We start from the raw sequence: 24,965 nt of genomic DNA, 5'->3' as shown, positions 1-24,965 counted from the left end.
CTTGGTCTGTGAACTGTGGGGCTGGCTTCATGGATCAGCCCGTTTTGGAAGAAGATGAGTGACTCATCCCAACGGATGATTCCCTGATTTTTCCGCCATCACAAAGGGCAGTCATGCGGCCAGGTGGTCAACAGGCATGAGTGCCCAACCTTCGGCGCCAGGCACCAACAGATTCGTCAGCCGCAGTTGCTCCAGAAAGGCATGGTCATGCGATGCAACGACCAGCGCTCCCTGGTAGCTTGCCAGCAGCCTCTCCAACGCCTGCACGGAGGGCAAATCCAGGTGATTGCTGGGCTCGTCCAGCAACAGCAAGTGTGGCGGCATGTCTGCATAAAGAACACAGGCCAGGTCCGCCTTGAGGCGCTCTCCGCCGCTGAGCAATCCGCTGGGCATGGCGATCCTTAGTGCGTCCAGTCCCAGTTGTGCCAATCGCGTCCGCAGTTCGCCCTCACTCAGGGTGTGATTCACAGCCTGCAGTTGGCCGAGAACCGGGAGCTGCGCATCCAGGATGTCCAGCCCTTGGTCGAGATGCGCCACGCGGTCGGTAACCCTGCAAACACCTGCCATGGGATCGATTCGGCCGGCAAGCACCTTCAGTAGGGTGGATTTTCCGCAACCGTTGGGGCCCAGCAATCCGATGCGCTGCTGCCCTCCCACCAGCAGGCTGATGGTACGAGTCGCCTGGGGCACAAACGGCAGTTCCACGTTTTCCAGCTCTGCCACATTGCGTGGGGCAACTCCAGGATTGGGGGACTCGTGCAAGTGGATGTGCAGGTCGTCTGCAGCCTGTGCGGCTGCTTCGCGCACGAGCTGTGACAGTTCGAGCCGCGCATCCGCTTGCAGTCGGCGCAGTTTCCCCATGGATTGTTCGCTGCGCTCCTTTTGGCGATCGAGCAGGATCTTGGCCTGGTTAGCCTGCTTGCCACTGCGTGTGCCTCGCGCCTGGCGCTTCTCCTGACGTTCGCGCTGTTGCCGCATGGACTGCTCTTCGCGCCGTCGATCGAGCTTGGCGCGGTCGAGTTCGGCGAGTGCGTTTTGCTTTTCCTGTGCTTTGGCCTGCGCATAGAAAGCATAGTTGCCCCCGTAGCTTCGCAAGCCCAGGGAGGACAACTCGACGATGCGATCCATGCGCGCCAATAACTGCCGGTCATGGCTGATCACCAGCAGTCCGCGCTCCCAGTGATGCAGCCATTCGATCAAGGCCCGACGGCTGTGCTGGTCAAGGTGGTTGCTGGGTTCGTCCAGGATGAGGAAATCCGCGTTAGACAGTTGGGCGCCAATCAAGGCCACCCGCATTGCCTCACCGCCGCTGAGCACGCCGGCCGGTGTGATGGGATCCAGATGTGTGAGACCTTGCTGCGCCAGTGCCTGCCCAAGCTGCTGTTCGATGTCCCATCGATCGGCGACCACGTCGAAATCCGCCTGCGCGGAACTGCCGGCCTCGATGCGCTTGAGCGCATCCAGCACGCCTTGCACGCCTGCCAGATCGGCAACGGTGGTGTCCGCGCGTGGGCTGACCTGTTGGGCGAGGTAATGCACTGCACCTGTTCGCACACAGCGCCCACGGGTGGGCTGCAGTTGGCCCGAAAGAATGCGCGCCAGAACGGTCTTGCCGCTGCCATTGCGTCCGACTAGGCCGGTGTGCCGCTGGTCAAAGTTTTCGTTGAGATCGGAAAAAAGCGTTTCGCCGTTCGGCAGGACGTAGGACACGCCCTCCAGGGAGAGATGAGAAATCGCCATACATGGTCCAAAGATGCAAAGAGCTCCCCCGCGTCGTGGGGGCAGTGGAGATTTGCCGTCGCGTTGACGGCCGCATCAGTGGCGCATGGGACTCGATCCTCCGGTGGATGGTTGTGGGCAGCGAATTCTAGAAATGTTTGCCTGGGCGTGCAATCGTGGTGCAATGTTGACGTCGGTTTAGGCTGTTAGCCGTCGATCGCCTCATCGCAGCGGAACGGCTGCTGCGATCAGAAGCAGTCGCTGGCAGTGGCGGACCTACTCAAGCTTCTCACGCCGGCCTTCCGAGCTGTCCGAGCCCGGAGGAAGCGTCTTCCTCATTTCGCCTGCTAGCGCCTTTGCGGCGTCCGCAAAGCTCTCTAGCCTTGCGATTCGTTTCAACATCGCCCTCTGCTGAGACTCTTCCTTGGCCTTGAGGAGACTGTCCGCGACGAAGGTGGAAACATTCAACTCGACGCTGACGTCCAAGCCACCCTTGACCGCATCCTCCAGCCATAACTTCACCGAATCGGCTGACCGCTCTGTCGCCGCGCCAAGAAGGTAGCGAATTAACTCTCTCGCTGAGTGATCGATGCCAATGGCTGTCTCGAAAAGGCTCTTCTCGTCATCGGTTGCACCATCAAGCTCTTCTTCGCGCGGGGGCCGTGAGAAATACCTGTACTCGTCAGCTTTATCCAGGCTGAGGGACTTGAGGGTGTGGAGCAGCGGGTCCAACTCTCTTAGGGGCCTCATGTACGGAGGCAGCGCATATCGATGCGCCCAAAGCTTCAGGACTACTTCAACGCAAGCTGCTACGGCGGCCTCCCGCGTGTCCTCGGGCGCGCTTTCCGCAGCGGAAATCTTCTCAGCGATCAGGTGCGCCATCCACTGAGCCACGACATCGTCACCGAGGGTTTGGCTGGCAACAATTCGCTTGCCGAGTTCGATGACTGCCTTAGAGCGATCGAGTGATTCCATCATTTCCGATCAGGTAAAAGCGGTTGTAGGGCCAGTTGTAGAAAGAGTATTCGTCCTCGCCACTCTGGTCTTTCGGTGGCTTACGGCGAACCCTGACGCAGACGATCAGGCAGTCTTCCGGACGACCTTTCAAAAGCGCGCGAATAAAATCGCCATCGGCGCTCAGCCGGGTGCCGGTCAAGATGTCTCGCTCGTCCCCATAGCCGACGCTGCGCGACCATGTCTCGCTTCTCAGCGTCCCGCCGGTTGAGAGCCACCAGGACCTAGAATCAAGGTCCATTGTTGGCTTTAGGAATTCAAGAATCGTGGGGCAAGGACGCGGGCCTGGGCTGGCTACCTTGCCGGCCCAAGGGTCATATTCGTCAAGGTTCATAGAGTCGTTTTGGGTCGTGACCCATCCGAAGAGCCGCATCTCCGGGTCAGCTGATTCGTTCCGATGCTCGACGTGGTCGGCATCAGGCAAATAGACACTTCCTGGATCGGGACTGGTCTGCAAGGCTGCCAGGAGCGCCGGTGCGTAACAAGAGGATACGAGCGCGGATCCGACAGAGACGGTCTCGCCATTCGCCGCGTCGGTGGTCGTCCAGTGCCCCCAGAGGACTCTCATGCTGTCGTCCGTCGTAAGCTGATCATCCAAGTACTGCCGAGTTACCTCCCAGGACCACGTGTTGCTTGCCCGAGCGCTTCTATCGGCACTAGGAGTCAGAACTTCGGGATCGCGCCTGTCAGCAAGCCAGCGTCCGTCGGCACGTGTCAACAATTGCCTCTTCAACCAGTCCTCGAAGGGGTTCTCTTCTTCGTCGGCGCGGCGGGATATCGGCTGTGTCTTCAGAAGCTGGCCCGCCACCAACATCATGGCGTGATAGGACTGGTAAGCGACGATGTCCTCTACTTCGGGCATGGAGCCGTGCGAGTGTCTAGTTTCTTGCCATCGATAGAGCCCGCGTTTATAGCGCTGATCGTCGGTGTGTCGGCTCGGTCCCAACAACTTGCGCTCGCGCAACACCGATCGAACCCGCCGCTCAACTGAACGCTGATTGAGCCCAAAGACACGGCCTAAGGGCGCGAACCAGTACGGTCCAATATCGACACCAAAGTGGTACCTATCCTCTCCCTCCGAGGTATCCGTATCCGAAGCAACATCAGCCACGCCCCTACAGCCTCTGGCGTGAGTCTCGACAACAAGCTCCTTGCCGTTCGCATGGTTCACGATGGCGAGCAGGTCCGCCGGAAGCTCCTCTACCTGATGAAGCCACCTCAGCGAATCAGACGCGAAATGACGGATGACGACGTGCGACTCCTTCACAGCAGCGCTAAGAAAATCGAGAAATGGGGCCACAGCCTTGGGCGTGTCCATTGCACCGCGCGCCAAAGCAAGACAGAGCCATTGCCTAGCGTGCCACTCGTAGAAAACCAGCCCGCGATCAACGAATGGGGCAGGGTCAACACTACACGCGCGAGCCGCCAATGCGACCATCAACGATGTCCACTCCAATTGGATGCAGTTCCGGACACAGTGAGCATGTTCCCATCGCTCAGATGCGGAGGGACGCGCCAGCCCCGCCCAGAGATACCCGGCCAAGGCCTCCTCACATGTGGATGAAGGTTCAAGGGCATGATTCCACGCACCGTCACCGTCGTCAGCTTCAAGGACTTCCTCCAGCAAGTCAAAGCCGAAGTTCAGCACTTCATCGGCCTCATCGGCCGTCATTTGCAACGCAAGGGGATCCACCAGATGAAAAAGTTCCTCGGCACTTAGCGTTTCGAGCTGCGAGAGGTACCCGCTGATCCGAGCGGATGCAACCTCTTTCTTTGCCATCAGACCAGTGGCATAGAGGCCATCGAAGGGGCCCTCGTGCCCCCAACCTCGGCGCCCAACGCGGTTAGGCTCCCTGCTGGCTATCGCGAGAACAGCCCTCCTAATTTCATTGCGAACGGACAGCAGCTTTCTGCTGGATTCTGAAAGGTTTCGGACCACGGTGGCGAAGTGGTACACGTCGAAACCATCGTCAGAGAAGATCGCACGGAGGAACGAATCGATCTGCGATAAGGTGGCACGCTGACACCCTTGTTCGTAGAATTCCCCAGCGTGTGTGCGATGGCCATACTTCTTGAGACTCCGCCGAGCCCCGAGGACTGCGGTGGCATCGCAAAGATCGACTCCTTTATAGACCGCATCCCAGTTAGGCTTTTCGCTGTCCTCGCGGATACTGCCAGAGGGCGAAGGAAGTTTTTCCGACGCCTCAATGGACTCTCGGGAATCGGAAACGTGAAGCAGGCGCTCTAGATCTGGAAGTGCCAAAGACAATTCGTCGGCCAGAGTTTTGAGCCGGCGCCATGTCGAAGCGTCAGCGTGCCGGACTCGCAGGAATCGATAAGCGACCTGGAGAAGTAACCTTTTTCGACTGACGTTTGGCTCTGCCTCGATAGCGGCCTGTACGTCGTCCACGCGCTTCCATCCTGACACAGTGCCGCTGAGCGCGACTGGAGTCGCCTTCGGCAGATGCCCGGTCGCCAGCAAATGGTAGATCGCTTTCGGAAAAAGCTCGCTCGTCTGCCCAAACGTTCTGTCTCTCCAACGACTCAGGATGGCTAGGCTGGAGGGCGGGCACAGGTCGACCAGACCTTCGACCAGTCGGTCCCAATCCATATACTTGTCCCGAGCCATGTGCTCGTAGGTGAGCTCCGCCATCCGTGCCAGACGATAGGCGGTCCGAGGTCTCGATGTCCCAGGACAATGTGCGGCGTCGGCTAGATCGAGGAACGTCGTCCACCTCGACAAATGCTCTTCGCCGATCTTGCTTGCGATGTCGATAGCTCGGTCGAAGTAGGCCGTGGACTCGGGCTTGCTAACGCAAAAGATGGCACGCGCCAGTTCCTGCAAATCGTCGACACGCGCCTCTGCGTCGTTGCGCGACGCCACCAACTGCTCAAAAGCCCTGGTGCTGAGCTGCAGAGCCAGGTCGGCCAGACCAACTGTGCGCGCGGCGATGCGGCACATCGCGGTGAGGGTGGCCGAGTGAATTCGATCATTCTCATCGACCCAATTCAGGAACTTTTCGGCCTGAGCTGGCTGAGTGGCACCTGCGTCGCGCAGGATCTGCGTCCACTCGACGGCAGCGATCCTGTCAAGATTTAGGGTCCGCTGGTAATCCCGAGACAATGCCGATTTCGTCTGCTTCAGAGCGGCTTCGATCTGTTGATTGAGATCGGTGGGCTGACGACCACATGCAATCTCGGCGGCCAGGATGAACCAGGAGAGCACGCCTCCGGTAACGAGCTCCAGTCGGGAGGCTTCCTGTCCCTTGCTCTGGGATCGTACGGACTCGAATTCCTGACGTATGTCCTTCGATGCGAGGTCCACTAGTGCTAGCCGCTGGCCGCGCAATGCCGCCTCTAGCGCGTAGGCTCTGACGAGTTGCCCTCGCTCTGCGTCGAAGTCATTGTGGAATTGGCGGGGCGGCTCCACCGGTAGGTAGCGCCGCAGCGCGACTGCCCATGCAGCGTCGTCGCGTGGCAAGCGTCGCAGCGCTTGCGTGATCGCAGACCTGACTGCATCCAACAAATCGCCGCTGCCCCTCCAACTGGGCTCCTCCTCTGGCAGCTTCACCTTGGGGTCCGTCAATATCGACATTAGATGGCGTAACGGAGCTTCAGGCAGCAGGTGGCCCACTCGAGTTGCTTCCGCGGCGAGGCCAAGCAGCATCCAGACGTCGCCACCGGCATGCTCGGCAAGCTCATCCATTCGCTTGTAGTCGCCGAGATCCACCAGTCTGGCGGCAACGAGTTTGGTGGCTCTGAGGGTGGCCGTTCGCGGGCGCCAGCCCTTGAGAAAGTTCGCGGCTTCAGCAGGGCCTCGCAACCTCAAGAGGGCTGTCGCCAGTTCAGCGCGATCTGCGTCATCGAGCGATTGATCACTATGGTGCTTGCGCGGTTGCTTGGTCCAAACGAGCAACCATTCCCACGCCATCCGTAACCTACTCCTTGCCTCAGGAATGAGGTCGCCTTTCCCGGAGAGCAGCACGGCCTCGTATGCATGATGCAAGCCAAGACACTCGCCGCCGAAGGTACGCCTGGAGACAAGTTCTTCAATGCGATCTGAGGCCAGCAGGACGCCTGCAATGTCAGTGTTCTTTTGGATGAGCGCGTTTTGTCGCGTTTCGCCGGCTGCTTCGCCCCCAAGCTTCAGCGCGAGCTTGGCAGCAGCGACATGGCGTCCTTGCTGCAGGCAAGCCCTGAGCGCGAACATCAGACGCTGCAACTCGACATCTCTTCGTTCCAAAGGATTGAGCTCAGGGAGGCTCTCCTCCGACAGCGCGAGGGCGATCAGCTCGTCCATCCTGCCAGCAGACAGTAACAGCTGCGGCAACACCGCTGCCACGTACGAACTGCTTGCTGCGAGGGGCTTGAGTTTTGCAAGGAACGCGTCGAGTGCAGCCGCATCGGGCTTGAAAGTCTCGTTGAACCAGGTCTCCGCAGGCTCGTCCAAGAAGTGCAGGCTTGCGTCCTTGACAAACAATGGGCGACCAAATTCGGTCGCAAACGTCCGAACGGCGCTCTCTGAAACGCCGGAGATCTGGGCCAAGATGGAGATCGGCACCAGGGGGCGCAGGACTGCGAGACCGTTGCAAATGAGATCAATCTGACCCGCTTCTGTTGGACCCGAGTCAGCCTTCAATTTGGCAACAGCTTTCGCCAGCAAGTCTCCGATGGCTCGCTGAACGGTCGTTGGCGCCGGACCCAGAGCCCTGAGCATATCGCCAATAGACTGACCGCTTTCCATGGCCAACGCCTGGACCCGAGGGTTGTCGCTGCTAAGGTAGGCGAACTCCGCAGCTTCGGCGTCTGTCGCATCTGGATAGGTCTGCCGTAGATGCGTGGTGCTCTCTGACTTTGAGAACGACTCCAGCTTAACCACGACAGCATCTAGGGGGGCTCCTAGGTGTTCTCGACGGTGAGATCTACACGTGAAAGCCAACCGCACCCCATCGGGCATGCCTGTGTTAATCAGATCATGGACAAAGGCGCGCTCACCAATCTCATGCGCGGCCATGCACGCGTTGTCGGCCGCGTCGACAATGATGCACAGGCTCGCGTGAGGATTGCTTGCCCGTAGCAGATCGATGGCCTGTTTTAGCCGCGACACGAAGGATCGCATGAAAGTCTTGGGATCTGTGCTGGCTGACGGAATCAGTGGTAGGCAAAGTTGCTGTGCTGCGAGCTCGTTTGCAATCTGGACTAGCGCATCGCGATACCGATGTCGATACTTCAATGCTTGGCGGTATGTCCCATCGCCAAAGCAGTCGTACAAAACGGCCACCGAACCCTCTGGCATGGCGCGCGACAGTCGTGCCGACAAAGTGGACTTGCCAACGCCGCCATCGGCGTGGATGACTACGGGGTGTTGTGCGGCAAGGAGCGTCGAAAGAATCTCCGCTTCCTGGGTTCGGGGCAGTGCCTGCTTTGGCTCGGCAATCAGCGATGGCGCCGGCAGGAGGTCGACCTCGCTCACTTGCAGAACGCGAAGCACGTCGTAGAGACGAATCGATCGGTCTTTCGCTCCTTCGTCCGTGGCTTTGCGGGTGACCAACTCCTTCAACTGCAGCGGTGCGTCAGCATCCGGCCCGGACATATAAGCGCTCAGATCCTTGCTCAGTAGATTGCGCTGCTCCCACAGATCGGGCTCACCGGCTTCAACCGAAAATGCTTCGAAAAAGCGCTGCAGGTTGGCGCCAGCCGGTTTCGCGTAGCGCTTCAGCAATCTGTCAATTGCAAGGTGGCGAGGTGCCGCGGTACCCGCGGAAATGTCGGCCAAGGCGTCGAGAACGTCTGCCTCGATGGGCCGATTGGTAAGAAAGCAGAATCGCACCTTGTTGGCCAGGATGTCGATGCCAAGGCTGCTCTCGAGATCCTTGAAGCGCCTCGAGAACCCATCAATGGTCCTTTTCAAGCCACTCGCCGTCCACGGTTCGTGGGCGCGTGTGGATGAGTGCTTGAGCTGCAAATAGCGGATCTCCGTTGCCTGCGCTAGCTTCTCGCTACCATAGTAAAGGCCGACGTCAATGACCTCGTCGCCTGCATCTATGGACACCTCACCCTCAGCCAGTGACGCCCCCTCTATGGACACCGCGACGAGCCCTTCCTTCCCAGCAAGGAGGCCGAGACATTGCCGGGCAGCCCACTGGTAGTGGAACTGGTCCCCACTTCTGGAAGGGCCCACAGAACCTAGTTTCGCCATGAAATTTGACGCCTCCCGTATTTGTCTTCTTGCGAAGCATACTGGTAAGCCTCGCACCAGCGCACCAGCGCACCTTCAGCGCTACTTTGCCCTCTGCCCAGGGGCAGTGACTACTGCGAGCACCAGATTGCTCCGTCACACAATGCCTGCTCCAGCGCGTCGCGTACGAGCTCCGTGTGCATCGAGGTGACCGATAGTGTGATCTCCGCCGCGGTGACCGAGGGGCAACTGCCTGCAGCCGAGCAGGTGAAAGCGATTCACGCGGGTGGCATTGCCGGCGCCGGATCGCCACCAGTTTGATAGCCTGCCTGTCGAGCAGCTTCTCGCTGACTGTCCACGGTCCAGTCAGTGCGCAGGAAGTCCACCACCTGCAGCGCCTCGTCTTCTCCAATTGGGATCTGGACCGGTATGAGCTTCAGGTGAGAAACGACGTTTACCAACTGGATGGGGGTTCTCAGGTGTCGTAGGAAGTCTTCCGACGTTGGCTTGTCCCCATCCCAAAGAAACACGACCGTAGATGCCGGATCGATGGCACTCAAACCGGCCTCACGGCTGAAGCTGCGCGGTCCAATCTCGGACTGCTGGAAGAACCTGGCGATGCCACCTTCATCGGCAAAATGGATATCACCCTCCTCAGTGAATGTCGCATACGGCAGCGAATTGACCACGCAATGGACGACCTGCTTGCCCACAGCCTCCGGCATGTAGGTGCTCAGGATGTCGGGGTGTCGCTTGAGGCCTTCGGCCAACCGGGTGACCTGCTTGACGGCTTTGCGAATGCCGAGTGAGAAGAAGTAGGTCCTAGCTGGATCTCCCCCGGAAAGGCTACGGCTCTTGCACTCGAACAGGAAAAGGTAGTCGCCCCAGACGAATGCCACGTCGTAGTCGTAGGTCTCACCATCGCGGGCGCAGATGATGTTCTTGGCCTTGATGCCATGCTTCCCCAAGAGCGCAATCATGCTCTTCTCGAAGCGCTTGCCGCGCCCGTCAAGGTTGACCTCCAGCATCCCAAGCGTCGACAGGATGATGTTAGGGATCGATGATGTCGAAGCAGAGATGGCAAGTAGCAGATAGCCTCCATCCTGCAGCTTAATCAGCGGCTGATCAAACAGATCGCGACTTGCCTTTCGATAGGTTGCATGTTTGATAAAGACCTGAGCTTTCCCCCCTTGGAGGCCAAGGCGCTGCAACAACTCCACGAGTTCGGCGTTGCTGAATCCGATAGTCAAACGATCAGCTTCGAGAGGCTGCAAGGCATTGTGTGCGACATCTTGGAGAACCGAGTAGCCGCGGACCCACTCCGCGAGCGTCAACCCAGCGTATTCAGACTGATCGTCCGTGATCTCGCCTGACAGCAGTTGGCTGAGCGCTGTAGCTCCGTGCAATTCTTGAATAGAGACCGCCTGGTTGGGCAGCAGATCAACCTCCCTGTCAGTGCCGTAGACCGCATTCTCGTAGCGCGAATCGGCGAGCACGGTCACCAAATGCTGCCGCAAGCGCTCAGCCAACCTGGCGTTGGAAACATGGTCGTAGAGCTCAAGGTGGTCATCAGACGGACGCGAATCCCACAGGCGCTTGACCCCGAGCTCAGCCCAGGCAGGCGCAAGATCCCCTTTCCGCTCCAAGGGAGCGTCCAAATAGCGGTGCCGGCGCTCCGAGAACTGCCAGTGCCTCCAAGCCGCGGCCAGCATCTGCACAGACCCAACAGCGAATCGGTCCTGGCTGCTCGGCGAAGGAAGCGTGGGCAACACAAGCACGCCCGTGTCGTCATACCAGCCATGGATATGAGCCTCCATACCGAGAGTGCTGGCGAGCGTCGTAAGAAGAAGTTCGTGAACCCCTTCAGGGTTGAACTCGTTTCCGCTCTCTCCCTGCATGGTGACATTTCCAAGATCAAGGAACCCTCCAGCGGTGGAGCTTTTGTACATCTGCTCAAGCAGGTCGATGTACTCGCGATTGGAGCGGTCGAGCAATGCGGAGAACCGGAGTTCCGGAGAGAGCGCCGCTGCTTTGGTCTTGGCGAGCAGTCCAAGGATCGACTGGTAGACACCGTCGATCTCGTTCAGTCGAACTGCGTGCGATCGGACCAGTTCGGCTTGCTTCGGGTAGACCTTGCCATCGAGATGAACTGCGAGCTTCTCGAGGAACTTGTCGCGATTCTTCTGCTTTTTCGGATTGAGCCGCTTCAAGACGAGCGCATCACTGCGCCGCACGAGGCCGACTAGCTTGTCGACGTCCTGTGGCGTCAACGCGGTATCTGCCAAATGGTCTTCCAGAACCTGCCAAGACAGTTTTTCAAGAGCTTCGCTGACAGGCGTTTCGCTGAGTTCAATCGTCACTTGCTTTCCTGAAAATTCTTGTGCGCTCTATTGTGCGGCTATCACCAGCGGGGCTAGCGACCGCTTTGCGCCAGATAGCGTGAGTACCAGTGCCAGGGGCCTATGTCAGCAACCGCTGCATTGCCGCCACCGGCGTCAATCGATAGCGACGACCACTAGCAGTGTCTGCGCGGGAGGGAGGCACCTTGCGTTGCCGCCTAGTTCGGCATAGCCTACCGCGATGCCAGAACCGGACAGGCTTTTCCCTGAGTACCAACTGCTGTCCTGGCTGCCTGATGAGACGTTTTTCAGTCTCGTTAGCCGTCATCACCAGCTTTGGGGGCACGTCACATCTGCGCAAATGTGCCAACTGATCTTCGGCAGCGCACGTGCCGGTACCCACCATGATTTACCCAACAGTCTCGGTGCCTTCGCTCGGCGTACAAACGCGTTGCTTGGCGAAGTCGACTACATAGCGAGAGAGCGGACGCTGCTCAAGTTCTACGCAGCCTTTGCTCCGCCGAGCGAGGCAGAAAACGCTGTAGCGTGTATGTCCAGTGCCAGTGTGGCCCATCTGAAGCTCCGCCTTGGCATCCTCACAAGCCGCTTTCGCGCCAATCATCCCCTCAAAGCCTGCCCGCAATGCATGGAGCAGGACCTCCGCGAGACTGGATGGGCCTACTGGCATTTGAAGCACCAGTTCCCGGGTGTGTGGATGTGCACGGCACACAAACGACCACTGCTGCAATCTGCTCTCAAAGCTACTGGAGTTGAGCGCTTCCAATGGCTTTTGCCTCGCTGGAGCGATTTGAGTCCCGCTAGCGTGGAGCCCGACGAGACAGCTTCGTGCTCCGTCTTACTGAGCCTCGCCGAACTTATTGAGCATCTTGTGCAGTCAGCGGAGCGTCAACCGCTGCTGTTGAGAAAACTGCATGGGGTCTACCGTCAGGAGCTGCGTGCCCGCGGTTGGATTGCTGGTGTTGCCAGCTTACGTACTGGACAGTTTGCAACGGCCTTTCTCGACTACTGCGAACCGCTCAGGCGCATTCCGGAGTTCGCTGCGCTGGCCGAAGACGAGGAGGGGATGGCGACGCAATTGGGCCGATTGCTCAGGCCACCTCGCTCGGGCACTCATCCACTTAGGCACCTGCTGCTCATCCATTGGCTGTTTGGCGATGCCCAACGATTTGATCTCGCAATGAATTCTGAGGGCGGCAACAACCACCCGCACACGAAGGACGATGTCCCGGCCGCATTGCCTGTCGTTGACCCGCGAGTTGCCCGCTTATGTAGTCTCATTCAGAAGGAGGGAAAATCTGTGCGCAAGGCGGCGGGATTGGTTGGCGTCGATCCGCAAACAGCGCTCGTCTGGGCGGCAAAGGCCGGAATAGCGATATCCCGCCGTCCACAGAAGCTGTCAGCCGACGTGTGCGCCAAGGCAATCCGGGACTTGCGCCGAGGGACTGACAAAGGACAAGTGGCATCACGAGCCGGAGTCTCCGTCGGAACTATTACCCGCTTGCTGCTCAGTGACACAAAGCTGCATTCAGACTGGTCTGAGGCGCGAAGCGCGAAAGCAAGAGCCCATTCGCGAGCACTTTGGCTTCAACTTTTGCAGTCCTCGGGGAGTCTCGGGATCAAATGGATGCGCCAACTGGACACGCGTACCTACATGTGGCTCTATCGAAACGACCGTGCTTGGCTGGATGCTCACAAGCCGGATCCGCTGCCTGAATCACGGCGTTCAAGGCCTCCTACGGTTGATTGGGCGGCCAGAGACGAGCAACTAGGCGGCTTGGTGCGTGAAGCAGCGTTGCGTCTCATGGAGGACCGGGGCGTGCGGCGCATCCACTTCTGGCAGTTGTGCCAGCGAATACCAGAGCTCCGGGCAAAGCAGGCATCTCTGCACCGTCTGCCCCGCACCCTTGAGGCCATTCAGTCCGCTCTGACTGCACATCTGCCGTCACGGGACCTTTTTAGCTGACGCCTGTCGAGGTCGATCGCATTTCGATGTTGATATGTATATATGGAATAGGTTATGCTTAATGCATGATTGAATCGGAAGTGAGGGCGCGCGCAGCCAACGCGCGCCGCATCTGCACGGCGCATGGGATCGCCCAGGCCGATATCGCTGCCTATGTGGGGGCCAGCCAATCGCAGGTCAGCCGCATCCTCAAAGGGGAGGGCATCAGGGCCTCCCGTTTGTTTGAAGAGGTATGCCTTTTTGTTGAGCGCTTCGAGGGTGGCATCAGTGCTGATGCCGTGCGCAACAATCGCGAGTTGATCGAGGCCCTTCAGGCCACGTGGGATGGATCTGCTTCACATGCCAAGGCTTTGGCTGCAGTGATTCGGTCGTTGGCGATTCTCAAACCTTCTTGACCAGAGACGGAGACAGCCGATGAACATGCTTGTGCAGCCAGCACCCTTGCCAGAAGAGATGGATCGTGGCTACCTGGGGCGGATCATGCGGATCAATGGGTGCCGTTCGCCGAAAGACATGGTCGACGCGATGGCTGCGCACTTTGGTGAGGAAGGGCGGACACGGCGTGAAGTCACAACGCACGAGCTTCTCAGTCGGATGGCTGGAATGACTACCGAGCAATTCGCGCAGCGCCATACGACCCTGCCATTGCGCAGAGGCATAACGTCGTACTTTCCAGAGCTCGTGCATGGGAGTGCCGAGAGACGGAGTCTGCTCTGCATCAGCGGGACCCTACGCAAGTATCCGGCAGCCTTCTTCTGCAAAGAATGCATCAAGGCAGACATTCATTTTCATGGAACGAGCTACTGGCGCAGAGACCTTCAGACACCGGGGCAAATGTGGTGCCCAAAGCACATGATGCCGCTGCACTTCGCGTCTTCGGCCGATCCGTTCATTGCATCTCCTGCCATGCTCATGGAGGGTGCGCATCAAATGCCCGATGAGTGGGTGAAACCTGCCATCGGCAACGCCTACGTGCAACGCTTTCTGGACCTGGCGGCTGCACTCTATGATCGAACCACCCCTTTGAGTGTTGCCCTCATTGCCCCCTTGCTCAGGGATACGGGACGAGCACATGGTTTCAAGGCGAACGCTGCATCAAAGCAAGGCGCGTTGATCAGCGATCGGGTCAGAGAAATGTTTCCCGAGGATTGGCTGAGTGCTGTATTCCACGAAGTCATCGCCAAGCCACATGGAGAGTATCTTCATCAGGTCGATGGAACTCTGTATTTGCGTACGGCGGCTTCATCCGTGATCGCGTACCTGCTCGTGTTGTCCGTACTGTTTGAGAGCACCGATCAGGCCGTCAATGCGATGGCAGATGCATGCGGTGGAACTGTGACGCCAAGCTTGCGCCCCCGATTGGCACAACGTCAAGTTCCCGACTCGAACGATCTCGTGGACCGATATGTGCAAGCAAAGGGCGTGCATGCAGACGTTGCTCGAATGCTGGACCTGCCGCTACATACGGTTCGAAAGGCGCTCGGTGAAATGGGCCTGCCAAGCCTGCCAGCCTTTGATGTGACGTTGCAGGCTGGCGCAGTAGTCGCCTTGAGGGCCTACTATTTGGAACAGCGCCCATACTCCATCTGTATGAAACTGTCCGGAATGCCGGAGAACCGTTTTGACGCGCTAATGCGTCAGTGCGGCCCCAAGTTGGCAACGGCTCTGGACCTCATGAACCCGAGGAGGAGCAAAAGCCGCCCCAAGGCGCGGCAAGCGAAAGGGCTACTGCCTCACCAGCGCCTGGCGGCTGCGGCAGCGCCTTCCATCAATCAACTGCGTGAAACACTGCTCCAGAACTGAGCCCAGAAGCTGTGATCCTCGGGAGAAAGATCCTCGAACATGGCGAGCCGTCGCGGGTCATTGCTGTGCAGCGCGGCCACCGCTTGGGCCACGGGCGCGAGATACGTGTCCGCGGCGACCTTGAAATCATCGAGGCGAAGGTCGTCGTCGCTGCGCTCGAAGGCCACCCGGTGCGCTGCAATCCAGAGTGCAATGATCAGACGCTGCACGCCAGCGGTCCTTTCGAGGATGAGATCACCCAACTCGCCCGTGATAGAGATGGGTCGAGCGACGAACTGGTAGTGCCCGAGCCTTGGAAGAAAATACTGCCGGAAGGCGGCATCATGGTCTCCCCAGAAGTGCTTGAACGAGTGATACCCCGATGTGACGATGCGTTCGGTATTGCTCAGGCGTTTGGTCAGGGCGCCGAAGCCATCCGGTGTGCCTGACACCAGCAACGGAATCTGCCATTCGTTCAACGCGGTGAGAATCCACTTGAGGGACTGATCATCGATGACACGCAGTTCTGGCGGAGGCTCTCCCGGTTTGCTCCTTCTTCGGGTTTTGAGTGTGGGGAGTTTGAACAGGTTCTGAATCTCGTCCAGGTGAAGAAGACCGAGAAAGTGACTGGAAGCAACCTGACGCCACTCGTCCAGCATTTGCGGCCCGTTGCGCCATTCGCCAGCTAGCGTCTTGTCAAAGCGAGTACTGCCTGTCGCCTTTTTCCACGCTGTCATTAGCGCAGCAGCCAGATCGGTAGCCTTCCCGCCCGCCGGTACATCCAACGAGAGCCACACTACCTGCTGCAGGCCATTGACCATCCGGAAGAACGAAGTGTGCTGGACGATCTGGGGGAACGTGGTGAGACACCTGCGAATCGCTTGCGTTTTTCCGGATCCGGAAACGCCAACTACTGCTGCCCCATACGTCGGTGCGGTCACGCGTGGTCTGTAGCGAGCCTCCTCGCCACTGATCTGGCTCCATGTGCTGGAGGATGATGGGTGCAGGTGGTGGTAGTTCTGCCGGATCATCATGTCCATCGTCTCGTACAACTGCATCTCCTCGACACTGGGCATATGAAGATCTCTGACGCTCATCAACATGTGCAAGCGGGTGTGGTGCGGAATGGATGCGATGTCTTTCGGCGGGCGGGGCGGGAGCTCCACCAATACCTTGGCAACCTCCGGCCGGGACCGTATCGGGCCGAGTTGAGCGATGAGCGTGTTGCCAGCGTAGGGGTCATGCACTACCGTGGCGTCTACAGCTTGCTTAGGCATTTGCGGCCTCCACATCCATCGCTGCGTACAGGTCACTCATCATTGCGTCATGGTTGGACGTGGATTCAGAGCGTGTCTTGACGGATCCCCGAACTTCACCCACCATCAACTGACCGGAAAACTCATTTTCCAATGCACGAGCTTCTCGGATCGTCGGCGTGAGTCCCTTGGCGCGTTGGCGTGCAGCGCGCGTTTCTTCAAGGGCTTGCTCGCGGATGCGTTCCATGCGGTAGTAGCCAAGCACAGCTTCTTCCACGCGTTGATGGGCAATGTCTGCTGCCTTGAGCTTCTGGAACGCATAAGCGTCAGCTACCTCGTCATGGGTGAGCGAGGGATCAGCACGGGAATGATCTGAGAGCGTGAGATCGATCAATCCGTTTCCGCGCTCGTAGGGAGTCCAGATTCGTGAAACCGAACCGGGGTAGTACTGCGCCGGGATTTCCCAGCTATTCCGGACGGATCGGGCGCGGGTCGTCCACCGTTCGGTTTCAACGATCGGTGCGCTATAGCGATTGGTTCGGAACATGACGCCGTGTCGGGTAACGCGCGCGTTGGCCTCTGGTAGCAGCTGAGTAATCAACTCGGCCTGCGACTGCGCACGCGAGAAGCCAATTCCCATGGCATGTCCCCAGTGCCAGATCCCCGCAGGGCTGGGGTACACCCCCTGCGCGATCATGTGGGCGTCCAGGCGCTTGCTTCGGTCTGCCGTCAGGTTGTAGACGTAGAAGCACTCGTGCAGAAACTGCATGTACTGTCGTACCGACATGGTTGCTGCCGCAGGGTTTGAACGACGCAGGTCGTACTCTTTGCGGCGGGCGTCCATGGCACCAGGGATGAAGTGGTACTGCACGTTCTTCATGATGCGATGCATAACTTCCACCACGCCCTTCAAATCGGGCCGGAAGGGCGCGGTGTAGCTGAGCGTCGTGCGCAGATCCATGCCCGTGGCCTTCGCGCGCTTGGAAAGGTACTCCCCCCGATCGCAGAGCAGCCTTGCGGGAAGGGTCGGCGCTGGAAACAAGGACTGCCGCATGTCGTATCCCCAGAGATCGCTCATGAGCTCCGAAGATGCAACCGTGTTGAAGATACTCACTTGGGCTGTATCCCAGCTAGGGCCCGTGAGACAAACATAGAAACCCACAACGGCTGTCGAGAAAACATCCACGATGACGTACACGATTGGTCGCCCAATGATCCAGGTGGGATCAATCGATGACCTCAAGTAGACGTCACCGATGGTGGAGTCGATGGCGTAAATCAGCCCGGGACCTTCGGCTCCTTCCCAACTACATCCGACAAAACCTCGAAGAGAGCGTTCAAAGTGTCCTTTGCTGGTCTTTTCCCGTATGCGTTCGATCTCCTCGACATCCTCCGTCAGTACCCGCTTGACCTGCTGATAGTTTGGGTACTGACCTTTCTTCAGTTCTGCCGGAACGATGTTGTCGTTTTCGTCAATCCGCATCGCTGTGGTGAAGTTACTGGCAATGATGCGCTTGTAACGCTCTGGCATTGGAGGCTTGGGGACGGCGATTCTCTTGTCGGCATAGGTGATACTCGCGCGCCACACTGTACTCATACCGGGTTGAACGGGTTCTCCCCAGCATCCGAATATCAGTTTGGAGAGCCGCTGTGAGAATGTCTTTCTTCCCGCCTTTTTCCTGGTATTGGTGGCCGACAGATCTCGTCGCTTGCCGCGTGCGCCACACTTGTCCCATCGCGCCCGAAGACTGGTTTGTGTAAGCCCACATATACACAGCACAGACCAGAGCCGGTAGACATGGGATCTACTCACCTTGTGCTTTTGAACCGCCTCTTGCACCAGGCCCGCAAGGCCGCCGTGGATCAGAACACTCTCTTTGAGCTTTTCGTTATCGAGGAAACTCTCCATGATCCGGCAACGTCTATCGAAGGCGTTGGCTGCGCTCGGTTGATCAATCTTTGTGTAGTAAAGCCCTGGGAGATCCAGGCTGAGAGAGATCAATTCATAGCTCTCAATCAGATCAAGCAAGTCTTGTCGTCCCACCTTGTGCAAAGATCCCACGAGAGGTGGTTTGGGAAAGCGTTTTGTTCGCTTGAGTACCTCAAGTTTTGGGCGGCCACCTCGGACTTTGACGGGCGGTGTGTCTGGCTTGATCAACACGCAGTAGATTGACTCGGCGATAGTGTCATCCACGACGATCCGATAGGTTCCTGCGGAGAGCCCGTGAGCATCCGTAGTCAACCTATACAGCTGGTTGGGCATTAGATGCATGCTGACCTCCGCGCCAAGATGGGGTTCAGAGAAGCAAACGCTTCTATGGAGAGCAAGGTCAAAGGTTGGGAAGGCCTCCATCCCCGACGGAGATCGACAGGCAGCAGACCACGCCATACTGCTTGCCACAACGCTCGCTGTGCTGCGTGTCGTTGTGCCTCGCCGCCGAAGCTATCAGTTAGGTGATGAATCACATCCGAGTACGGGTGCCTGGGCATGGAGTGAGCCGTCTGGCACGCGATCCTTATTTCCCTCTCGGACGCTAGATCGTCGAATCCCCATGGCGAGGTTCGGCGAAGGGTGAGGGCAACGCTTTTTTCGTATTGCTCTGGGGTGATGAGTAGCCAATCCACGCCCCGCTGCGCCCAGTAGGTTTTTTCCAGGAGCAGTAGCTCTTTGGCGCGTTCAGTGAGGACGCTCGATGGTTTGCAGGAAACTGCGAGAAGTTCCAGCCTTTCGCGTTGATTTCGTACGATCAACAGCAAGTCGGTGGTACTGGTCCAGATGTGGGTTTCGTCGCCGTCGGTCAGCGTCGGGTGTTTGATGCCAAGCATTTCGGCAATCTCTCGTGTCCCAGGGAATAGCTTTAGCCCCTCACCCACATGCCAACGAGAGAGGTCATGTGGGGCACTTTCCTGGTTCAGCGGAAACTGCTCAGCAAGGTCGACCAGGTTTGGAATTAGGGCTGCGAAATTCAAGCCACCCCATTCTTGGTCTGAAAGAAGTTCGCGCTGACGATCGCGCCATACGATCAGATGGGAGCGTCCTTTGCTGGATGGATCGCCTCGCGATACCCTGTGCCAGGGGGTGTAGTCGGCATAGCTGCCGGTGCCTCTTCCCTCCCTCAGGAAGCGTTCGAGGACCTTCGGAGTGAAGCGCTTTTCGGTCCTCATGGCTTCACCTCCGGTACTTGGAGGTTGATACAGGGTTGGAACGCCAGTGCAGTGTGCAGAGGCTTGGCCAGGTACCTTTCTTGCACGAAAACAGGGATTGGTGTGGCGTGAGATGCCTGGCGCTGACGCGTCAAGGCCTCACTGCGAAGAGTGATGGATTGCATAGATCTGACTTTCGTGTTCGCCTGATAGGCGCGAACAAATCCACCACCCGTGCGTCAGATCTGATAATCTAGCGTTGCTACTCGCGAAGACTTCGGTCTGAGCACCCGGACGGCGGGGCTTCTGAAAAAGGGGTCCTGCCGTTTTTTTATTTCATCGCCACCTCCAAGCTTTGACGGATGGATCGAACATGGGCGGGCGACAACTGCTGGCCTATGCAGGCGATGTCTCGTAGCAGGTCCGCCACGTGGCGTGGAGTGGATCGGGCCACTCTCAGCCCCATGCCGCTGCGCTCTTGCAAGGCAAGTTCGGTGAGCCGCTGGGTGTCATGCGGTGACAGTTCCAGTGCCTGAGCCAGCTGGGTCACCGCTGGCTTTGCAGGCGGTGGGCGACGCGCGTTCTCAAATTCACTGATGAGTGACGCAGTCACGCCGGCTCTCTCCCCTAGGGCGCGGAGGCTCAATCGTTGTTTGCTTCGCAGCAGGAACAAGAGTTCGCCGAAACTACAGGCGGGGTTTTGGGGGTCGAGGTTTTCCTCTTCGTGATCACGAAGTCCGATGGGATCGCGATAGCCCAAAGCCATGTCTTTGAATGGTGTGACGGATACAGAAGGCGAAATTGGGTCGAGGGTAGACCTCGCCCGGAAAACTGTCGATACAAAAACCAAAGAGATTGGCGTGTGGTTTTTGCGCCGCCGCATCCGCGTCCCCATTTGGAGCTCACGCAGATATCCATGAACAATCCAAACAACTGTTCAGCACTTCAAATGCAAATTTGCCAAAGGGGAGCCTGAGATGCATTTTTTATGACTGGAACCAACACGTCCCCGATGTTCAGGTTGAGGCTCAAATGCGCTGTCAACCACTTCAAGCATCGGATGCTGGAGGCGACGCATGAGCCTGGAATTCCTCAGGGAAAGTCGGTCCTCACAGGCATGACTGAGGTGCTGTCTAGAACGCCATTCGACCCAAGAACCTGGGACAGTTGGTTTGGTGATGCGCCGCCTCGTGTTCAACGTGCAGCAATCAGGAGGCTGGACCAGTTCTTTGATGCCAAGGCGGGTAGGTCGAGGGAAAGGCGCGAGGAAAGCGGGTTCTATGAAGAGTTGGTGCTTGGAGGCTTGGCCGTGCAAGCTTTGGAACCGGACACGGGTAAGCTGCATCGATCACCGGTGGGGCAGCGGATAAGCCAGTACGTACCGCGAAGTCCACTACATCTTCATTTGGACGCTCTGGACGTAGCAGCGCTTGGAAACGATCAAGTCCACAAGGGGTTAAGTCTTTGGGACGCGAAAGCGATGCTATCGAACCGGGTCATGGAGTGTTTGCACGACAGGTGGAATCACCGGTGCGGCACGGTGTACGAATCCCTGTCATCCGACATGGAACTAGCCATGCTTGAGTTGTCCGACGCTGATCGACAGTCCGTTGAAAACGAGTTCGCTTTTGGTCCCCTGGCGTTCCAGAATCTCATGAGAATGGCGCCACAACCGACGTACGAGGCGCGCTTGAACCAGCTTGATTTCTCCGCAAGCCAGGTTCACAAAACTCTGCTTGGCATCGCTGCGGACGCTTCCTTCTTGAAAGGAGATCGATTGACTGCTTGGTGTCTTGATGCAGCTACGGCTGCGCTGGCGCTGCAGTCAATGAATTGGCGGTTTCAGCTAGACATGCTGGCTTCGGGGCGCGCTATCGTGATGCCTGAGGTTTGGTATCTGGATGCGATGCAAGCGCTATTTTTCAGGCCAGATGATGAGGATGCATTGTCTGAGGCTCTGGGGCGCGCGAACGAGATGGGCCAGTTTCAGTGGTTGCCAGATACATACGACGCATTGCTGGCGGCGCGCGATCAGTATCACGCCTTGCTTGCCCAACTGGGGCTGCATCCAGTGACTCTCTGGCAGATTGCTGAATTTTTTGATCAAACCCACCCGGCGACCATGCGGAAGGCTTGATGGGCCACTGCCTTGGCTGTAGGTGCCTTGTTAGGCACTGCGCAGGTGGCAGGCCGATTGCTGGAGTTTGGGCTTCTGCGGCATGTGAATCCACTGCTCTCAGTTCGCCTGGCTACCCTGATGTATCCCATGGGGGCCGGGCTGCTCGCCATCGCGGATGCTTCGATGGCTGCAGCGTTTGCGGTGTTTCACGGAGTTGGCAATGGCATTCTGACGATTGCCTCTTTCGGAACTGCTCTAGTTGGAGCAGGTCAGTTGCCCAATTGTGGGCGCTCCTCTCCAGATGTGCAAAACGCCCATCAATTCCGTTGTGAAACCGCAAGTCCCGGCAAGAACTCCACCCCAGTCCGCTTCACCAGTTCCTGATAGCTGATCGGCCTCCCGACCCGCTCCCCCTCCCTGTTCTCCTGCCAATGCGCCCACGCCCGGTTGTCGTACTGGTCGTACACCAGCTTGAACAGGTAGGTCGGAACCCTGACCCCGTTGTCCCCGATGCGAGGACTTTCTGTCGTGAACACCGGCCCGGTGATGACGAACACATCCCCTTTGGCTCTTCGCACGAAGTGCCGTGTGTCCTGCTCTATCCTGGCCCAGGCGCCACCGTTGTGCTGGATGTCCTGCGGCACCATGTTGGCTAGGCTGAAGCTCTGGGCCATGGCTGTCGGCGTCGGCATGTCCCCCGCTGGTGCCATATGGCCTCGGGAGTACCCCGAGCGCTTGTAGTCCTCCAGTTCTGCGCGCTCGCCCCTGGGCAGCCGGGCATCGGCAAAGAACCTGGTTGCACGCCTTTCATCAGCGTCCTCAATGCTGCGCCGGTTCAAGCGCTGTGCCACATAGACGGGCGTCTTGGTTTCGCCGCTGTGCAGGATGGCAAACGCTTCGTACCACAGCTGCCGCTGCTTGGGTAGTGGCGCCACTACAGGCGGTTGGCCGTTGGCAAAGAACTGAGGGCACTGCGCAAAGCTCGTTGGGTGTCCCGAGGTGCTATCGATGGCTTCCAGCACCGAGACACGGGCCTGGGCGGCATTGGCTGTTGCGAGTGCAAGGATCGCGGTCACGCGCAGCAGGCGCGACCAGGTGGAAGACAGTTTCACTTCAAACGCTTGGTTCATTGCTGTTGGGAATGCACGGCGGGAGTACGCCGTACAGAACAGATTCGCCAGATGGGTCTCTACCCCACCCGCAAGCCATCGGCCGGGAAAGGCCGAAGGAACTCCATGCTGCGGCTCGCGGGAGCCTGCAGCCAGTCGTCGAACTGCTCGGGCTCCAGGACCACCACCATGCGCTTCTCGTCGGTGGGCTTGTGGAACAGATTCATCAGCGGATGCTGGTCGGCATTGATGGTCAGCATGGTGAAGCTATGCACGACCTCACCTCGGGGGGACTTCCACCGATCCCAGAGCCCCGCGATGCCCATGGGCTGGCCATCGGCGCGGCTGATGCGGGTGGGGACGGCCTTGCCGGTGCGCCAGTCCGGCTCGTAGATGGCCATGGCCGGGATGATGCAGTGACGTGCCTGGCGCCAGGCATCCCGGAAGCTGGGCTTGGTGGCCACGGTCTCTGAGCGGGCGTTGTAGGTGTGGCGACCCAGCTTGAGATCGCTGGCCCAGTGCGGCACCAGGCCGTACTGCCCGATCAGGGCCTCATGGGGCGGTACCGCCTCATCGCCCACATCGGCATGCGGGTGCCGACGGATGAAGCTGCCCTGGTAGCAAGGCCACATATCCTCTTTACCCAGTACGGCAGGAGGCTCGGCCTTGAAGACCGCGCGGTAGGCTTCAGGACGCTGAAGACCCTGGTAGTGGCTGCACATGCTCTTTCGCTTTGTGGGGTGTGTCCTTGTCCCCAATCCTTGGGGTCAAACCTGTGGATAGTCGTCTGGATAAGCCCTGCAGGCCACGCCAATGCTGGCCTGCAGCACGGCGCTCAAGCAATAGGCAGAGCATAGCCAGAGTGGCAAGCCCGGGAATTGCCAGTGTGCGGCAGGCGGGAATATACTGTATTTAATCACAGTATTCATGTTTATCCGCCGTTTCCGGCACGCCACCCCATGCTTCCGGTTCTCGATTCTCCCTGCCCAGCCCCTGAGCCCTATGTCCCCGGTCTCTCCGCGCTGGAGATCGACACCAGCGTGCATGCAGGGTTTCCGTCTCCGGCCGAGGATTTTCAGGGGGAGCGCATCGACGTGCTCAAGCACATCGTGCGCCATCCCCAGGCGACCTACACACTGCGGGTGCGGGGCGACTCGATGCGCGACGAGGGGATTTTTCATGGTGATGTGATCCTGGTGGACCGGGCCATCAAGCCGCGCCATGGACTGATCGTCGTGGCCGTGGTCGATGGGGCCTATACCTGCAAGAAGCTGTGGCTGCGCGGCGGCAGGCTCAAGCTACAGGCGGCCAATCCGGCCTTCGAGGACATCATTCCCCAGGAAGGCCAGACCATCGAGGTCTGGGGTGTGGTGCTGGCCAGCGTCAAGCAGTTCAAGACCTGAAGCGGAGCTTTGCCATGCACATCCCAGCACGCCGCCGCCCAGAGTTCGATGAAGCCCGCTATTACGAATACCCCGAGCACCTGCGCGCAGCCCTTGCCGACATGCCTGCAGCGCCTGGGGTGTACACCTTCCACGGCGAGGAAGGTGATCTGCCGCTGTACATCGGCAAGAGCATCAACCTGCGCAACCGTTTGCTGGCCCATCTGCGCACACCCGACGAAGCGCGCATGCTGCGCCAGACCCGGCGCATCAGCCATATCCGCACGGCGGGAGAGATTGGGGCCCTGCTGCTGGAAGCGAAACTGATCAAGGAACTGCACCCGCTGTTCAACCAGAAGCTGCGCCGCAGCCGCCAGCTGTGTGCGCTGCGCATGAACGGCAACCGGCCCGAGGTGGTGTATGCCAAGGACATCCAGTTCGCCACCGAATCCGGCCTGTACGGCCTGTTCAACAGCCACCGGGCGGCCCAGGAAGGACTGCGCAAGCTCGCAGACCAGCACAAGCTGTGCTACGGCGCTCTGGGTCTGGAGAAGCTTGCCCCAGGCAGACCGTGTTTCAGGGCCATGCTGCGCCAGTGCGCCGGGGTCTGCCGGGGCGACGAATCGCAGGATGCGCATCGCCAGCGCCTGTTGACCGCGCTGCAAGACCTGCAGATCGCCACCTGGCCGTATCCGGGCACGGTCGGTCTGGTCGAACGCTTCACGCCGGAGCGCAACGAATCGCCACGGCCGCAGCATCCCAACGACGTCCAGATCCATGTGTTGCGCCACTGGTGCTACCTGGGCAGCATCAGCCAGCCCGAGCAGGCATCGGCACTGGACCGTGCCGAAGTGGGATTCGACGCCGACGGATACAAGATCCTGTGCAAGCCGCTGCTCAGCGGGCGTTCCGAGATCATTCTGCTGTGACCCCAGGGCA

16 protein-coding genes and 1 pseudogene are annotated in these 24,965 nt (G+C 58.9%); 7 read left to right on the top strand and 10 right to left on the bottom strand.

Annotated features, from left to right (window positions below):
• Window positions 1-111 precede the first annotated feature (111 nt).
• The 4 genes from GWK50_RS02650 to GWK50_RS02635 form a co-directional block, all read right to left on the bottom strand.
• Window positions 112-1,740 carry an ABC-F family ATP-binding cassette domain-containing protein gene (locus GWK50_RS02650; protein ID WP_162015165.1) on the bottom strand — a complete coding sequence of 543 codons (1,629 nt, stop codon included), beginning with the start codon at window positions 1,738-1,740 and terminating at the stop codon, window positions 112-114.
• A gap of 255 nt (window positions 1,741-1,995) precedes the next feature.
• Complete coding sequence (gene avs3b / locus GWK50_RS02645) at window positions 1,996-2,697, bottom strand: AVAST type 3 anti-phage proein Avs3b (RefSeq protein WP_197904964.1); 702 nt, start codon at window positions 2,695-2,697, stop codon at window positions 1,996-1,998.
• The gene (gene avs3a / locus GWK50_RS02640; RefSeq protein WP_162015164.1) at window positions 2,672-8,932 is read right to left on the bottom strand and encodes an AVAST type 3 anti-phage nuclease/ATPase Avs3a; all 6,261 of its coding nucleotides are present in this window, start codon (window positions 8,930-8,932) and stop codon (window positions 2,672-2,674) included. Before avs3a ends, avs3b begins: the two co-directional genes overlap by 26 nt.
• Before the next feature lie 257 nt (window positions 8,933-9,189).
• Window positions 9,190-11,271 (bottom strand): hypothetical protein, encoded by a 2,082-nt coding sequence (locus GWK50_RS02635; protein ID WP_162015163.1) that lies wholly within the window; start codon window positions 11,269-11,271, stop codon window positions 9,190-9,192.
• 220 nt (window positions 11,272-11,491) lie between these two features.
• On the opposite strand from GWK50_RS02635, the gene GWK50_RS02630 reads away from it, so the two are divergent.
• From GWK50_RS02630 to GWK50_RS02620, 3 genes are all read left to right on the top strand, one after another.
• Window positions 11,492-13,234 (top strand): TnsD family Tn7-like transposition protein, encoded by a 1,743-nt coding sequence (locus GWK50_RS02630; protein WP_162015162.1) that lies wholly within the window; start codon window positions 11,492-11,494, stop codon window positions 13,232-13,234.
• Window positions 13,235-13,299: 65 nt separating this feature from the next.
• Window positions 13,300-13,629 carry a hypothetical protein gene (locus GWK50_RS02625; RefSeq protein WP_162015161.1) on the top strand — a complete coding sequence of 110 codons (330 nt, stop codon included), beginning with the start codon at window positions 13,300-13,302 and terminating at the stop codon, window positions 13,627-13,629.
• Window positions 13,630-13,648: 19 nt separating this feature from the next.
• A complete protein-coding gene (locus tag GWK50_RS02620; protein ID WP_162015160.1) occupies window positions 13,649-15,037 on the top strand; it encodes a TniQ family protein in 1,389 nt (462 codons plus the stop codon).
• On the opposite strand, the gene GWK50_RS02615 is transcribed toward GWK50_RS02620, so the two are convergent.
• The 4 genes from GWK50_RS02615 to GWK50_RS02600 form a co-directional block, all read right to left on the bottom strand.
• A complete protein-coding gene (locus tag GWK50_RS02615; RefSeq protein ID WP_242455268.1) occupies window positions 15,007-16,293 on the bottom strand; it encodes an AAA family ATPase in 1,287 nt (428 codons plus the stop codon). The two genes, GWK50_RS02620 and GWK50_RS02615, sit on opposite strands and share 31 nt — an antisense overlap.
• On the bottom strand, window positions 16,286-18,535 hold the full coding sequence (locus GWK50_RS02610; protein ID WP_242455267.1) for a transposase family protein: 2,250 nt from the start codon (window positions 18,533-18,535) through the stop codon (window positions 16,286-16,288). Before GWK50_RS02610 ends, GWK50_RS02615 begins: the two co-directional genes overlap by 8 nt.
• Window positions 18,535-19,437 carry a TnsA endonuclease N-terminal domain-containing protein gene (locus GWK50_RS02605; RefSeq protein WP_162015158.1) on the bottom strand — a complete coding sequence of 301 codons (903 nt, stop codon included), beginning with the start codon at window positions 19,435-19,437 and terminating at the stop codon, window positions 18,535-18,537. Before GWK50_RS02605 ends, GWK50_RS02610 begins: the two co-directional genes overlap by 1 nt.
• Window positions 19,438-19,747: 310 nt before the next feature.
• Window positions 19,748-20,182, bottom strand: a complete 435-nt coding sequence (locus tag GWK50_RS02600; RefSeq protein WP_162015157.1) for a helix-turn-helix transcriptional regulator — start codon at window positions 20,180-20,182, stop codon at window positions 19,748-19,750.
• Between the two features lie 810 nt (window positions 20,183-20,992).
• On the opposite strand from GWK50_RS02600, the gene GWK50_RS19615 reads away from it, so the two are divergent.
• Both GWK50_RS19615 and GWK50_RS02595 read left to right on the top strand, forming a co-directional pair.
• Entirely contained in the window at window positions 20,993-21,553 is a 561-nt protein-coding gene (locus GWK50_RS19615) for a hypothetical protein (protein ID WP_197905080.1), read from the top strand.
• 9 nt (window positions 21,554-21,562) lie between these two features.
• A pseudogene (locus GWK50_RS02595) lies at window positions 21,563-21,775 on the top strand (MFS transporter); the annotation flags it as partial.
• Window positions 21,776-21,852: 77 nt separating this feature from the next.
• On the opposite strand, the gene GWK50_RS02590 reads toward GWK50_RS02595, so the two are convergent.
• Together GWK50_RS02590 and GWK50_RS02585 are read right to left on the bottom strand one after the other, a co-directional pair.
• Window positions 21,853-22,665: a DNA/RNA non-specific endonuclease gene (locus GWK50_RS02590; protein ID WP_162015156.1), complete on the bottom strand. Its 813-nt coding sequence runs from the start codon at window positions 22,663-22,665 to the stop codon at window positions 21,853-21,855.
• A gap of 59 nt (window positions 22,666-22,724) precedes the next feature.
• Window positions 22,725-23,366: an SOS response-associated peptidase gene (locus GWK50_RS02585; RefSeq protein ID WP_162015155.1), complete on the bottom strand. Its 642-nt coding sequence runs from the start codon at window positions 23,364-23,366 to the stop codon at window positions 22,725-22,727.
• A 237-nt stretch (window positions 23,367-23,603) separates the two neighbouring features.
• Here GWK50_RS02585 and umuD point away from each other — a divergent pair, with 237 nt between their 5' ends.
• On the top strand, window positions 23,604-24,047 hold the full coding sequence (gene umuD / locus GWK50_RS02580; protein WP_162015154.1) for a translesion error-prone DNA polymerase V autoproteolytic subunit: 444 nt from the start codon (window positions 23,604-23,606) through the stop codon (window positions 24,045-24,047).
• Window positions 24,048-24,061: 14 nt separating this feature from the next.
• Window positions 24,062-24,955: an excinuclease Cho gene (gene cho, locus GWK50_RS02575; protein WP_162015153.1), complete on the top strand. Its 894-nt coding sequence runs from the start codon at window positions 24,062-24,064 to the stop codon at window positions 24,953-24,955.
• Window positions 24,956-24,965: the final 10 nt, after the last annotated feature.

This window comes from Acidovorax sp. 210-6 (genome assembly GCF_010020825.1).
GTDB classification, from domain to species: Bacteria; Pseudomonadota; Gammaproteobacteria; order Burkholderiales; family Burkholderiaceae_C; genus Simplicispira; species Simplicispira sedimenti.
This window is presented reverse-complemented; position numbering and strand designations above follow the sequence as displayed.

What these genes read in the sequence shown, in the direction of transcription:
- GWK50_RS02650 (WP_162015165.1), bottom strand. Translation starts at nt 1,740, where the DNA reads ATGGCGATTTCTCATCTCTCCCTGGAGGGCGTGTCCTACGTCCTGCCG.
- avs3b (WP_197904964.1), bottom strand. Translation starts at nt 2,697, where the DNA reads ATGATGGAATCACTCGATCGCTCTAAGGCAGTCATCGAACTCGGCAAG.
- avs3a (WP_162015164.1), bottom strand. Translation starts at nt 8,932, where the DNA reads ATGGCGAAACTAGGTTCTGTGGGCCCTTCCAGAAGTGGGGACCAGTTC.
- GWK50_RS02630 (WP_162015162.1), top strand. Translation starts at nt 11,492, where the DNA reads ATGCCAGAACCGGACAGGCTTTTCCCTGAGTACCAACTGCTGTCCTGG.
- GWK50_RS02625 (WP_162015161.1), top strand. Translation starts at nt 13,300, where the DNA reads ATGATTGAATCGGAAGTGAGGGCGCGCGCAGCCAACGCGCGCCGCATC.
- GWK50_RS02620 (WP_162015160.1), top strand. Translation starts at nt 13,649, where the DNA reads ATGAACATGCTTGTGCAGCCAGCACCCTTGCCAGAAGAGATGGATCGT.
- GWK50_RS02615 (WP_242455268.1), bottom strand. Translation starts at nt 16,293, where the DNA reads ATGCCTAAGCAAGCTGTAGACGCCACGGTAGTGCATGACCCCTACGCT.
- GWK50_RS02610 (WP_242455267.1), bottom strand. Translation starts at nt 18,535, where the DNA reads ATGCCCAACCAGCTGTATAGGTTGACTACGGATGCTCACGGGCTCTCC.
- GWK50_RS02605 (WP_162015158.1), bottom strand. Translation starts at nt 19,437, where the DNA reads ATGAGGACCGAAAAGCGCTTCACTCCGAAGGTCCTCGAACGCTTCCTG.
- GWK50_RS02600 (WP_162015157.1), bottom strand. Translation starts at nt 20,182, where the DNA reads ATGGCTTTGGGCTATCGCGATCCCATCGGACTTCGTGATCACGAAGAG.
- GWK50_RS19615 (WP_197905080.1), top strand. Translation starts at nt 20,993, where the DNA reads ATGCTTGAGTTGTCCGACGCTGATCGACAGTCCGTTGAAAACGAGTTC.
- GWK50_RS02590 (WP_162015156.1), bottom strand. Translation starts at nt 22,665, where the DNA reads ATGAACCAAGCGTTTGAAGTGAAACTGTCTTCCACCTGGTCGCGCCTG.
- GWK50_RS02585 (WP_162015155.1), bottom strand. Translation starts at nt 23,366, where the DNA reads ATGTGCAGCCACTACCAGGGTCTTCAGCGTCCTGAAGCCTACCGCGCG.
- umuD (WP_162015154.1), top strand. Translation starts at nt 23,604, where the DNA reads ATGCTTCCGGTTCTCGATTCTCCCTGCCCAGCCCCTGAGCCCTATGTC.
- cho (WP_162015153.1), top strand. Translation starts at nt 24,062, where the DNA reads ATGCACATCCCAGCACGCCGCCGCCCAGAGTTCGATGAAGCCCGCTAT.